Origin of the sequence: Pantoea osteomyelitidis, from assembly GCF_044342975.1 — a bacterium.
GTDB lineage: Bacteria > Pseudomonadota > Gammaproteobacteria > Enterobacterales > Enterobacteriaceae > Pantoea > Pantoea osteomyelitidis.
This window is the reverse complement of record NZ_JBGFSN010000004.1, coordinates 1,778,831-1,790,718: the sequence shown is the minus strand read 5'-3', so window position 1 is coordinate 1,790,718 and position 11,888 is coordinate 1,778,831. Positions and strand designations below refer to the sequence as shown.

The following is an 11,888-nucleotide window of genomic DNA, read 5'->3' as shown; positions in this document are numbered from 1 at the left end:
CCGCCTCGCGCGGCCACACTTCAGACCACATCCGCCAACGCCTCATCCAGCTGATACCAGCGAAAGCCAAAGCCTGACGCCTCCAGTCGTTTCGGCAACACATGCTGACCGCCCAGTACCAGCACCGCTGATTCGCCCATCATCATTTTGATGGCGCTGGCCGGGGTGCGCATAAAGGCGGGTCGATGCATGGCGTGGCCGAGCATTGCGGCAAACTGCTCATTACGCACCGCGTAGGGCGACACCATGTTAAACGGCCCGTGCAGATTTTCATTATCCAGCAGCCAGAGAATCGCGTTCACCATATCGTCGATATGAATCCATGGCATGTACTGCTTGCCGCTGCCGATCGGACCGCCGATGCCCATCTTAAAGGGCAGCTTCATTTTACTCAGCGCGCCGCCCTCTTTCGCCAGCACCACGCCGGTGCGCAGCAGGCAGACGCGGGTGCGCGCGCTCTGGGCGCTGAGCGCCAGTTGCTCCCAGCGCGCGCAGAGTGTGTGCGTAAACTCCTCATGACCGGGATCCTCCTCGGTCATCACCAGATCGCCGGTATCGCCATAAAAGCCGGTGGCGGAGCCGGAAATCAGTACCGCAGGCGGGGCGCTGCTGGCATTGATCAGCGAGGCGATGCGTTCCGTGATCTGCCAGCGGCTTTCGCACAGCTGCTGCTTGTGCTGCGCCGTCCAGCGTTTGTCGGCGATAGGCTCGCCCGCCAGGTTGATCACCGCGTCAATCCCGTTGAGATCGTGCTGCTGCGCCAGACCGGACCAGAGCGATACGCGCGCGTCCAGCTTATCCCGCGCGCTGGCGACGTCACGGGTCACTACGCTGATCTGATGGCCCAGCAGCAGCAGGCGCGGGATAAGATGGCGGCCAATCAGGCCGGTTCCGCCGGTGAGTAAAATATGCATCGTGAGTCTCCTTATGGTTGTTTTATCCACTCAGTTTCAGCATAGAAGAGAAGTCAGGTTGTAGCGTGGTATCCACGGGCGGCTGGCGAATCAGGAGCAAGTTAAAACTCCCGTCAGACGGGCATTGCCTTGTGAAAAAAAAATCGGTAAAGATGATGCAACCCGGAGAGCCAGTGAGGTGGCAGATGAACTACCCGAGCATAACCCTGTGGTCCGATTCTTCGTTCTTTAGTCCCTATGTGATGTCGGTGTATGTTGCGCTGACGGAAAAAGGCATTCCTTTTACCCTGAAGCGTATCGATCTGTTGCGCGAAGAGCAGCATGAGGCGCAATATCGCGAGCTTTCGCTGACCTGGCGGGTTCCTTTGCTGCAGATTGACGATTTCTTTCTCAATGAGTCCAGCGCGATTGAAGAGTATCTGGAAGAGCGGTTTCCCGCGCCGGAGTATGAGCGGCTCTATCCGCGCGATCGCGAGAAACGCGCCCGGGCGCGCGAGCTACAGGCCTGGCTACGCAGCGATCTGCTGCCGATTCGCCAGGAGCGGCCAACGGAAGTGCTGTTCGCCGGAGAAACCTTTCCGCCTCTCTCAGCGGCAGCGGAGCAATCTGCCGCTAAACTTATTCATGCCACGCTGCGCCTGTTACCGGAAGGGCAGCAAAATCTTTTCAATGAATGGTCTATTGTCGATACCGATCTGGCGTTAATGCTTAACCGCCTGGCGCTACATGGTGATTTTTTACCGGCGAATCTGCTGAACTATGCCCAATTTCAGTGGCAGCGCGCCTCTGTTCAGCTCTGGCTGGCGGAATCGGGTAAAAAACGCTGAGGCGAAACGGCATCGCTTGCCCCTGACAGCAGAAGTTATTACCTTACGTCACAAAATAATGATGACGTGGCATACAACGGTGCGCGATAACGCGCCAGAACAGAAAAGGGTTTCGGATGGTTGATCAAACGGCGGGTGGTGACATCGAATGGGTCGATATCGTCAGCGAAGAAAATGAGGTCATTGCGCAGGCGAGCCGGGCGCAGATGCGCGCTCAATGCCTGCGTCACCGCGCCACTTATATTGTGGTGCATGACGGCATGGGGAAAATCCTGGTGCAACGCCGTACTGAAATCAAAGACTTTATGCCCGGCAAGCTGGATGCCACAGCGGGCGGCGTTGTACAGAGCGGTGAAGAGATGCTGGAGTCGGCGCGCCGGGAAGCGGAAGAGGAGCTGGGTATCGCCGATGTGCCTTTTGCCGAGCACGGCAAATTCTATTTCGAAGATGAACACTGTCGCGTCTGGGGCGGCTTATTCAGCTGCGTCTATCACGGTCCTTTTGCGATGCAGGAAGAAGAGGTCGATGAAGTGTTCTGGATGACGCCGGAAGAGATTACGGCGCGCTGCGATGAATTTACCGATGACTCGCTGAAGGCCCTTTCCCTGTGGCTGAGCCGTAACAGCGAAGCCAACCGCATGAGCGCCGAACCCGCTACCGAATAACGCCTGTTGGTCAGGGCAAGCCTTGCCCTGACCCTCTCTGTTTAAACCCTTCTGAGAATCGTTTCCAGCAGTGCGAGCGCACGGCTGAACTGCGCATCGGGAATGGTGAGCGGATAGAGAAAACGGATTACGTTGCCATATACCCCGCAGGTCAGCAGCAGTAAACCCTCCTGCCGAGCCTGCTGTTGAATCTCACGTGCCAGCTGCGCGTCCGGCTGGCCCGTGTCAGGATCGCAAAACTCCGCCGCAATCATCGATCCGCGCCCGCGAATTTCGGCCAGCCGCGGATGGGCGCAGGCGCGTAACGTCTCGGTGAGCTGCGTCCCCAGCCTGTCGGATCGTTGGCAAAGCTGTTCGTTGTCGATCACCTGCAATACCGCCAGCGCGGCGGCAATCGCCAGCGGATTGCCGGCATAGGTGCCGCCCAGCGCGCCGGGCGCGGGCGCATCCATGACCTCTGCGCGACCGCATACCGCCGACAGCGGCAGTCCGCCGCCAAGCCCTTTTGCCAGCGTCATCAAATCAGGTCGCACATCCGGCACATATTCGCTGGCGAAGAGTTTGCCGCTGCGGGCAAAACCGCACTGAATCTCATCCGCGATCAGCAGAATGCCATGCTTATCACACAGCTGACGCAGCGCGCGGACAAACTCATCGGGCGCAACGTAAAAGCCGCCTTCTCCCTGGACAGGCTCGTAGATGATAGCCGCTACCTGCTGTGGGCTGATATCGACGCGAAACAGCTCTTCAATGCTTTCCAGCGCATCCGCCACGCTCACGCCATGCAGCGCATTGGGATAGCGCGCATGATAGACGGAGCCGGGAAAAGGGCCGAATCCCTGCTTGTAAGGCGCGACCTTGCCGGTCAGCGCCAGCGTCATCTGGGTGCGGCCGTGAAACGCGCCGCTGAAGGCGATCACGCCCGGACGACCGGTGGCGGCGCGCGCAATCTTCACCGCGTTTTCTACCGCTTCTGCCCCAGTGGTAAAAAAGGTGGTTTTCACTGCGCCCTGAATGGGCGCGCGCTGGTTTAGTTTTTCCGCCAGCGTCAGATAGCTCTCATAAGGCAAGACCTGAAACGCGGTATGGGTAAACTTATCCAGCTGCTCGCGTACCGCGGCAATAACGTCAGGATGACGATGGCCGGTATTCAGCACCGCGATGCCCGCGGCAAAATCCGTATACTCGCGCCCCTGTTCATCCCATAAGGTAGCGTTTTCCGCCCCGGCGACCAGGAAATCACACATAACGCTCACGCCACGCGGGGTGGCGGCGAGTCGGCGTTGTTCTGTCTCACTGCTCATGATCGACCTCGTCCTGATGATTGCTTGTTAACAGAGTATAAAAGCGCAGGGCACAGGATGAGTATTGGCAAAGAAAGAGGAAAAGCGCAAACGGCAGCGGAAGCGAAAAGGCCGGACGCGTGGTCCGGCCTGAAGGGATCAGGCGTTATCTTCCGCCTGCTGAGACTGGATGGCCGTCAGCGCGATGGTATAGACGATATCGTCGACCAGCGCGCCGCGTGACAGATCGTTTACCGGCTTGCGCATACCCTGCAACATCGGTCCGATAGAAATCAGGTCGGCGGAACGCTGCACCGCTTTATAGGTGGTGTTGCCGGTGTTGAGATCGGGGAAGATAAACACCGTGGCGCGGCCTGCCACCTGCGAGTTGGGCGCTTTTGATTTCGCCACGTCTTCCATAATCGCGGCGTCATATTGCAGAGGACCGTCAATCACCAGATCGGGACGTTTTTCCTGCGCAATGCGCGTCGCTTCACGCACTTTTTCCACGTCGCTGCCGGCGCCGGAATTGCCGGTAGAGTAGGAGATCATCGCCACGCGCGGGTCGATGCCGAACGCTTGCGCTGAATCGGCGGACTGGATGGCGATCTCCGCCAGCTGCTCAGAGGTAGGATCCGGGTTAATAGCGCAGTCGCCATACACCAGCACCTGTTCCGGCAGCAGCATAAAGAACACTGACGACACCAGCGAGCTGTTTGGCGCGGTTTTGATCAGCTGCAGCGGCGGACGAATGGTATTCGCGGTGGTATGCACCGCGCCGGATACCAGGCCATCCACTTCGCCGCGCTCCAGCATCATGGTGCCCAGCACCACGTTATCTTCCAGCTGCTCCTGGGCCACCACTTCGGTCATGCCCTTGCTTTTGCGCAGCTCGACCAGGCGGGGAACGTAATTTTCACGCACCACTTCCGGATCGACGATTTCGATGCCTCTGCCCAGCTCGACGCCCTGCGCCGCCGCGACGCGCTTAATCTCATCCGGATTACCCAGCAGGATACAGGTCGCGATGCCGCGTTCGGCGCAGATGGCCGCCGCTTTGACGGTACGCGGCTCGTCGCCTTCCGGCAGTACGATGCGTTTGCCTGCATTACGCGCCAGTTCGGTCAGCTGATAACGGAAGGCTGGCGGTGAGAGGCGACGGCTGCGCTCAGAGGCCGCCGTCAGGGATTCAATCCAGTCGGCATTAATATAGTTGGCAACGTATTCCTGAACTTTCTCAATACGCTGGGTATCATCAACCGGCACTTCCAGATTGAAGCTTTGCAGGCTGAGAGAGGTTTGCCAGGTGTTGGTTTTCACCATAAACACCGGCAGGCCGGTCTGGAAAGCGCGCTCGCAAAGTTTGGCGATGCGATCGTCGATTTCATAGCCGCCGGTCAGCAGAATGGCACCGATCTCAATGCCGTTCATCGCAGCCAGGCAGGCGGCCACCAGCACGTCCGGACGGTCAGCGGAGGTTACCAACAGCGAGCCGGGACGGAAATGCTCCAGCATATGCGGAATGCTGCGCGCGCAGAAAGTTACCGACTTCACGCGGCGCGTCTGGATTTCGCCTTCGTTAATCACGCGGGCGCTCAGATGGCGGCACATATCGATGGCGCGCGTGGCGATCAGATCGAAGCTCCAGGGCACGCAGCCCAGCACCGGCAGCGGGCTGTTGGCGAACAGCTGTTTAGGATCGATATTCGCCACGCTGGCTTTGGTAGAATCATCAAAAATTTCGGAGAGATCGGGACGCGTACGACCCTGCTCATCGACTGGGGCGTTCAGCTTGTTGATGATCACGCCGGTAATGTTTTTGTTTTTTCTGCCGCCGAAGCTGCTTTGGCTCAGCTCAATACGCTCTTTCAGCTGCGCCGGGGAGTCATTGCCCAGCGACATCACAAACACAATCTCGGCGTTCAGCGTTTTGGCAATTTCATAGTTCAGGGCGCTGGCAAACTGATGTTTGCGCGTTGGCACCAGACCTTCCACCAGTACCACTTCAGCATCTTTGGTATTTTCGTGGTAGCGGGCGATGATCTCTTCCATCAGTACATCCTGCTGGTTCGAACTCAGCAGCGACTCAACGCGCGTCATTTGCAGCGGTTCAGCGGCGGGGATGGAGGAGTTTTTGCGAATGATGGTGGTGGTTTGATCCGGTTTTTCGCCGCCGGAGCGCGGTTGCGCGATCGGTTTGAACACGCTCAGGCGCACGCCTTTGCGCTCCATTGCACGAATTACGCCGAGGCTGACGCTGGTCAGGCCGACGCTGGTGCCGGTCGGAATGAGCATAATAGTACGTGACACGGTAGAACCTCTCAGGTGTTGCAGGGTGTCAAAAACAACTCCGCCAGCCGAAGCTGACGGAGAAAAGCATTATGCAGTCAGACGCGCAGCGTCCTGAGCAATCACCAACTCTTCGTTGGTGGGGATCACCAGCAGCGGGCGGGTTCCCTCTTTATTGATGTAGCCCGCTTTGCCGAAGCGCGCCGCCAGGTTGCGGTCATGATCGACCTCCAGGCCGAGCAGCGCCAGTTTCTTCAGCGTCAGCTCACGCGCCAGCGCCGCGTTCTCACCGATGCCGCCGGTAAAGACCACCGCATCCAGGCGGCCTTCCATCAGGGCGCTGTAGGAACCGATATATTTCGCCAAACGATGACAAAACACATTCATCGCACGGCGCGCATCTTCTTTGCTGGCGTAGTTATCTTCCGCGTAGCGACAGTCGCTGGTGACTTCGGTCAGGCCCAGCAGACCGGACTCTTTGGTCAACATTTTGTTGATGGCGTCGACGCTCATACCCAGGGTGTCGTGCAGGAAAAAGATAATGGCCGGATCGAGGTCGCCGCTGCGCGTCCCCATGACCAGGCCTTCCAGCGGCGTCAGGCCCATAGAGGTGTCTACACAGATGCCGTTGCGGATTGCGCTGACCGAACCGCCGTTACCCAAATGGCAGGTAATCACGTTCAGTTCTTCAATGGGTTTGCCCAGCATTTTCGCCGCTTCGCGTGAGACATAGTAATGGCTGGTGCCGTGCGCGCCGTAACGACGTACGCCATGCTCTTTATAGAGCTTGTACGGCAGCGCATAGAGATAAGACTCTTCCGGCATTGTCTGGTGGAAGGCGGTGTCGAAAACGGCCACATTCTTATCAGAAAGATGAGGGAAGTTTTTCATCGCTTCATCAATGCCGATCAGGTGCGCCGGGTTATGCAAAGGAGCAAAAGAAGAGGCGTCTTTAATGCCCTGGATCACCGCTTCGGTAATCACCACGGACTGAGTAAGCTGTTCGCCGCCATGCACAATGCGATGACCAATTGCAGCGATTTGTGCCGAGAGCTCTGGTTTTTGTGCCAGAATTGTTTTAACAATGAAATGGAGCGCTTCACTGTGTGCGGCACCGGCACCTAAAGGCGCTTCCTGTTTATTGCCGTCCAGTTTCCATTTGATGCGCGCTTCCGGCAGATGAAAACACTCTGCTAAACCGGACAGATATTCATCACCGCTAGAGGGGTTAAGGATAGCGAATTTAAGAGAAGAACTGCCGCAGTTCAGAACCAGTACTAACTTACTCGACATGGAAGTACCTATTTTTTAAAGTGGCTAAAAATAATGCAATCAGACTTTCAGCGTAGCCCATGAAAGCTGGTAGATTAATGATAAACATCATGCGCCAGGCAAAAAGCTGTCTGAGCACAAAAAATTTCGGTAATTTTACGCAAATCTTTGAAATTTGCTTAGCGAAACATGGCCCGGCCGTCTTTAAGTCGAGGGCAGTAGTAATCAACTGGCTGTTTAAATAGCGTCAGAATACCGACTGTCACCTTTAAAGACAAAAATTTTTGAAGGAAGTCACGTAAAGTTGTGTGGTTGTCATTTTATTTTAATTTTTACTGTTTTAGTTGAGGCCCGCCATGGCGAATAATTCCGACAACGTAGGCTGGTTCAAACTGTTCCAGCGTGGACAGCACTATATGAAGACCTGGCCGAACGATAAGCGTCTCGCGCCTATCTTCCCGGAAAATCGTGTCAGCACCGCGACGCGGTTTTCCATCCGCTTTATGCCGCCGCTGGCGGTGTTTACCCTGACCTGGCAGATCGCCCTTGGCGGTCAGCTTGGACCTGCCGTGGCGACCGCGCTGTTCGCCTGTAGCCTGCCGATGCAGGGGCTATGGTGGCTGGGTAAACGTTCAGTCACGCCGCTGCCGCCCACTTTGCTGAACTGGTTTCATGAAGTGCGGGCAAAGCTGGAGGAAGCGGGGCAGGCCGTGGCGCCGTTGGAAGGCAAACCCACCTATCAATCTCTCGCCGACCTGTTGAAGCGGGCGTTTAAGCAGCTGGACAGAACCTTTCTCGACGATCTCTGAGCTTATCCGGGGTAAATCGGGCAGAAAATTCGCCTGTTACCCCGGGTGAAATCAAAGAAAAGTGGTGCGGGCACACACGCATTCTGCCCATTGTGCGATTATTTCCCTCTGTTCAAAACCTGAGCGGTCTTGTCGATCCGGGAGCGAAAAATGGAAATGACTTCTGCACAACGTTTACTGCTGTCTAATCAGTACAAAATTATGGCGATGCTGGAGCCGGAGAATGCCGAGCGCTACCGCCGTTGCCAGATGATTATTGAACGCGGCTATGGCCTGCAGCTGCGCGAGCTGGACCACGAGTTCGGCGAGCTTTCTGAAGAGACCTGTCGCACTCTCATCCGCATCATGGAGATGTACCATGCGCTGCATGTCTCCTGGTCCAATCTCAACGATTCCGCCGGGCTGGATGCGCGTCGCCTGACCTTTCACGGTTTTGATGCGGCGACCGAAGCGCCTTATCTGGGATATGTGCGCTTTATGGTGCATACCGAAGGGCGTTATACCCAGTTCGATTCTGGCACCCACGGTTTTAACGCGCAAACGCCGATGTGGGAAAAGTATCAACGGATGCTCGCACTGTGGCAAACTTGTCCGCGTCAATACCATTTGAGCGCGAATGAAATCGCGCAGATTATCAATGCCTGAGAAGGGGTAACGCGTGAAGTGTAGAGGTTTTTTGTTTGATCTGGACGGCACTCTGGTCGATTCCTTACCCGTGGTTGAGCGAGCATGGAGTAACTGGGGAAAACGCCACGGTATCGCCGCCGAAGAAATTTTGAGCTTTATCCACGGTAAACAGGCGATCACTTCACTGCGACACTTTATGGCCGGGCAATCCGAAGCGGCGATTCAGGCCGAGTTTACCCGGCTGGAACAGGCTGAGGCGGAAGATACCGACGGGATACGTGCCTTGCCGGGCGCAAAGGCGCTGCTTGTCAGGCTGAATGATCTGCAGATTCCCTGGGCGATCGTCACCTCCGGCTCGATACCGGTCGCCCATGCGCGCCATAAAGCGGCCGGGCTGCCGCAGCCAGAGGTGTTTATCACCGCCGAGCAGGTCACGCGCGGTAAGCCTGAGCCGGATGCTTATCTGCTTGGCGCAAAGAAGCTGGATCTCGCAGCGGCAAGCTGCGTAGTGGTAGAGGACGCGGCGGCGGGGATCCTCTCCGGGCTGAATGCGGGCTGCCCGGTTATCGCCGTCAACGCCCCGGCAGATGCGCCGCGCCTGAACGAGGTCAGGTTGCAGCTGGCGACGCTGGAAGATTTACTTGTCGATAAGCAGCAGGACGGCAGCTTTACCTTTCGCCAGCGCACACAAAGGCTGGTCTGACGGCGGCTGTCGCAGACCGCCGCTTATAACGGCGTATCCTGAGATATCTCATCCAGCGACAGGCTGAAGCTGGGAATAAATACCTCAATAAAATAATCCATCTCCGGGGAACGGCGCTGCGTCAGGGTCTTTTCCAGCCGTGCCTTCGCCAGGACAAATTCATTGTTTCCGGCAGAAAGCTCTTCCAGGCATTTCAGGTAGGCGCACAGCGCGTCCGCCTGCTTGACCAGAGCCTGTTCCTGATCGCCATGCTGGTGTTCATCCAGCAACGGGCGATATTCATCCTGCAACTCTGGCGGCAGCATCGCGATCAGCTTCTGTTGAGCGATCTTTTCGATCTTTTTATATTCGTGAGCGATCTGCGCGTTGTAATACTTTACCGGAGTAGGCAGATCGCCGGTCAGCACTTCACTGGCATCGTGATAAAGCGCTAGCATGGCGATACGATCGGCATTCAGGCTGCCGTTGAACTTTTTGTTTTTGATGATCGCCAGCGCGTGGGCCACCATCGCGACCTGTAAACTGTGCTCCGATACATTCTCGGTACGCACGTTACGCATCAGCGGCCAGCGGTTGATCAGTTTCAGACGGGACAAATGGGCGAAAAAGTGGCTTTGGGTCATGAAGGTATCCTGTTCGCACGACGGGGAAAGCAGAGCCTTCCCCGAAATGCGATCAGTATACGCGTGCGCGATTACTGACGGTAGCCTTGCAGGAAGCGACCGAACTTATTCACCGCCATCTCAAGGTCATCGACGCGCGGCAGCGTGACGATACGCACATGATCCGGCCATGGCCAGTTAAAGGCGCTGCCCTGAACCAGCAGCACTTTCTCCTGCAGCAGGAAATCCAGCACCATTTTCTGGTCATCAAGGATGTTAAATTTTTTCGCATCGATACGCGGGAACATATAGAGCGCGCCTTGCGGCTTCACGCAGCTCACGCCCGGAATGTCGTTAATCAGCTCCCACGCGCGCTGACGCTGCTGATAAAGCCGCCCGCCCGGCGCGATAAACTCGCTGATGCTTTGATAGCCGCCCAGCGCGGTCTGAATCGCATGCTGTGCAGGGACGTTGGCGCACAGGCGCATCGAGGCGAGCATTTCCAGCCCTTCGATGTAGCCTTTAGCATGTTTCTTCGGCCCGTTCAGCACCATCCAGCCCTGACGAAAACCCGCTACGCGATAGGTTTTCGACAGGCCGTTAAAGGTGACCGTCAGCAGATCCGGCGCCAGCGCGGCGATCGAATGATGCTGCGCCTCGTCATACAGGATCTTGTCGTAGATCTCATCGGCAAAGATGATCAGGTTATGCTGACGGGCAATTTCCACGATTTCCAGCAGCAGTTCTTTGCTATAGACCGCCCCGGTGGGATTGTTCGGGTTGATGATCACAATACCGCGGGTGCGCGGGGTGATCTTGCTGCGAATATCGTCGAGATCGGGAAACCAGTCCGCTTCTTCATCGCAAAGATAATGCACCGCTTTGCCGCTGGAAAGCGATACGGCGGCTGTCCAGAGCGGATAGTCGGGCGCCGGCACCAGCATCTCATCGCCGCTGTTGAGCAACGCCTGCATCGCCTGCACGATCAGCTCGGAAACGCCGTTGCCGATATAGATGTCTTCGACCGTGACGTCACGCATATCACGCGCCTGGTAGTGCTGCATAATTGCTTTACGCGCGCTATACAGCCCTTTGGAGTCACAGTAGCCTTGCGCGCTGGGCAGGTTGCGGATTACATCGACCAGAATCTCATCCGGCGCCTCAAAACCAAAAGGCGCAGGATTGCCGATATTCAGCTTTAAAACTTTATTGCCTTCTTCTTCGAGGCGCTTCGCCTCTTTCAATACCGGACCACGAATGTCATAACAAACGTTGTCAAGCTTACCGGATTTATCAATTTGGAAATTCATCGCCACCGCCTTAACGGGCAGGATTCCTTTACCTGCCGCAGAAATCAAACCTGCACAATGTACTCTCCTCAAACTGACAAATGAAGGGCGGGGATCAGTTTTGGCGTATTCGTCACTCTTTGTCACTCCAGTTGGGATAACTGCGAAAGCGAGCTGGTTATATTGGATAAATAATCCATTAAATAAAATTTTAGCGACATTTCATGCTGTATACGGTTGTTATGAACTGTAAAGCCAGTTATCCAGAGAAGGGGATCGGGAATGAGAAATTTTTAATTTGTAACTCCTGATGTCATAAACCTGATGATACCTGAAATAGTTAAATGTTATTTGATAGATGTATGAAAAATAATCTGCGCTGTGCAATGGTCTGCAGGATGGTCTAATTGCACTTTATTCTCATTAGCGTAACAGCGGTTGAGAATGGTCTTGTAATTAACCCAGGAAAGGGCCAGTTAAACCGTGATAAATGGCATTTTAACAGTAGCTTCAGGGATTCTTGTCGAGTTTAGGAACCTGGAGGGCTTAAAAAATAGACGACAATGTGGCAGGATGCGTTGATAGATCTGTTTGGTCAAAAATTACGA

The 11,888-nt window shown here is 55.8% G+C and carries 11 protein-coding genes; 5 read left to right on the top strand and 6 right to left on the bottom strand.

Features of this window, described 5'->3' with window-relative positions:
* Positions 1 to 20: 20 nt before the first annotated feature.
* Complete coding sequence (locus ABU178_RS13345; protein ID WP_397215563.1) at positions 21 to 914, bottom strand: TIGR01777 family oxidoreductase; 894 nt, start codon at positions 912 to 914, stop codon at positions 21 to 23.
* A 185-nt stretch (positions 915 to 1,099) separates the two neighbouring features.
* On the opposite strand from ABU178_RS13345, the gene yfcF reads away from it, so the two are divergent.
* A complete protein-coding gene (yfcF, locus tag ABU178_RS13340) occupies positions 1,100 to 1,741 on the top strand; it encodes a glutathione transferase (RefSeq protein ID WP_397215561.1) in 642 nt (213 codons plus the stop codon).
* A 116-nt stretch (positions 1,742 to 1,857) separates the two neighbouring features.
* Positions 1,858 to 2,406: an NUDIX hydrolase YfcD gene (gene yfcD, locus ABU178_RS13335; protein ID WP_397215559.1), complete on the top strand. Its 549-nt coding sequence runs from the start codon at positions 1,858 to 1,860 to the stop codon at positions 2,404 to 2,406.
* Positions 2,407 to 2,447: 41 nt separating this feature from the next.
* Here yfcD and ABU178_RS13330 read toward each other — a convergent pair whose 3' ends face one another.
* The 3 genes from ABU178_RS13330 to ackA all read right to left on the bottom strand — a co-directional run bounded on the left by ABU178_RS13330 (position 2,448) and on the right by ackA (position 7,271).
* Positions 2,448 to 3,710: a 4-aminobutyrate--2-oxoglutarate transaminase gene (locus ABU178_RS13330; protein ID WP_397215557.1), complete on the bottom strand. Its 1,263-nt coding sequence runs from the start codon at positions 3,708 to 3,710 to the stop codon at positions 2,448 to 2,450.
* A 138-nt stretch (positions 3,711 to 3,848) separates the two neighbouring features.
* On the bottom strand, positions 3,849 to 5,984 hold the full coding sequence (gene pta / locus ABU178_RS13325) for a phosphate acetyltransferase (RefSeq protein ID WP_397215806.1): 2,136 nt from the start codon (positions 5,982 to 5,984) through the stop codon (positions 3,849 to 3,851).
* A gap of 84 nt (positions 5,985 to 6,068) precedes the next feature.
* Positions 6,069 to 7,271, bottom strand: coding sequence for an acetate kinase (gene ackA / locus ABU178_RS13320; RefSeq protein ID WP_397215555.1), 1,203 nt, complete (start codon positions 7,269 to 7,271; stop codon positions 6,069 to 6,071).
* 335 nt (positions 7,272 to 7,606) lie between these two features.
* Between ackA and yfbV the strand changes: the two genes are divergently transcribed.
* From yfbV to ABU178_RS13305, 3 genes are all read left to right on the top strand, one after another.
* Entirely contained in the window at positions 7,607 to 8,059 is a 453-nt protein-coding gene (gene yfbV, locus ABU178_RS13315) for a terminus macrodomain insulation protein YfbV (protein WP_397215554.1), read from the top strand.
* Between the two features lie 150 nt (positions 8,060 to 8,209).
* Positions 8,210 to 8,704 (top strand): YfbU family protein, encoded by a 495-nt coding sequence (locus tag ABU178_RS13310; RefSeq protein ID WP_397215552.1) that lies wholly within the window; start codon positions 8,210 to 8,212, stop codon positions 8,702 to 8,704.
* Positions 8,705 to 8,717: 13 nt separating this feature from the next.
* Complete coding sequence (locus ABU178_RS13305; protein ID WP_397215550.1) at positions 8,718 to 9,389, top strand: sugar phosphatase; 672 nt, start codon at positions 8,718 to 8,720, stop codon at positions 9,387 to 9,389.
* A 23-nt stretch (positions 9,390 to 9,412) separates the two neighbouring features.
* On the opposite strand, the gene yfbR is transcribed toward ABU178_RS13305, so the two are convergent.
* A complete protein-coding gene (yfbR, locus tag ABU178_RS13300; protein WP_397215548.1) occupies positions 9,413 to 10,012 on the bottom strand; it encodes a 5'-deoxynucleotidase in 600 nt (199 codons plus the stop codon).
* 71 nt (positions 10,013 to 10,083) lie between these two features.
* Positions 10,084 to 11,301 carry a pyridoxal phosphate-dependent aminotransferase gene (locus ABU178_RS13295; protein WP_397215546.1) on the bottom strand — a complete coding sequence of 406 codons (1,218 nt, stop codon included), beginning with the start codon at positions 11,299 to 11,301 and terminating at the stop codon, positions 10,084 to 10,086.
* Between the last annotated feature and the right edge of the window lie 587 nt (positions 11,302 to 11,888).

What these genes read in the sequence shown, in the direction of transcription:
- ABU178_RS13345 (WP_397215563.1), bottom strand. Translation starts at nt 914, where the DNA reads ATGCATATTTTACTCACCGGCGGAACCGGCCTGATTGGCCGCCATCTT.
- yfcF (WP_397215561.1), top strand. Translation starts at nt 1,100, where the DNA reads ATGAACTACCCGAGCATAACCCTGTGGTCCGATTCTTCGTTCTTTAGT.
- yfcD (WP_397215559.1), top strand. Translation starts at nt 1,858, where the DNA reads ATGGTTGATCAAACGGCGGGTGGTGACATCGAATGGGTCGATATCGTC.
- ABU178_RS13330 (WP_397215557.1), bottom strand. Translation starts at nt 3,710, where the DNA reads ATGAGCAGTGAGACAGAACAACGCCGACTCGCCGCCACCCCGCGTGGC.
- pta (WP_397215806.1), bottom strand. Translation starts at nt 5,984, where the DNA reads ATGCTCATTCCGACCGGCACCAGCGTCGGCCTGACCAGCGTCAGCCTC.
- ackA (WP_397215555.1), bottom strand. Translation starts at nt 7,271, where the DNA reads ATGTCGAGTAAGTTAGTACTGGTTCTGAACTGCGGCAGTTCTTCTCTT.
- yfbV (WP_397215554.1), top strand. Translation starts at nt 7,607, where the DNA reads ATGGCGAATAATTCCGACAACGTAGGCTGGTTCAAACTGTTCCAGCGT.
- ABU178_RS13310 (WP_397215552.1), top strand. Translation starts at nt 8,210, where the DNA reads ATGGAAATGACTTCTGCACAACGTTTACTGCTGTCTAATCAGTACAAA.
- yfbR (WP_397215548.1), bottom strand. Translation starts at nt 10,012, where the DNA reads ATGACCCAAAGCCACTTTTTCGCCCATTTGTCCCGTCTGAAACTGATC.
- ABU178_RS13295 (WP_397215546.1), bottom strand. Translation starts at nt 11,301, where the DNA reads ATGAATTTCCAAATTGATAAATCCGGTAAGCTTGACAACGTTTGTTAT.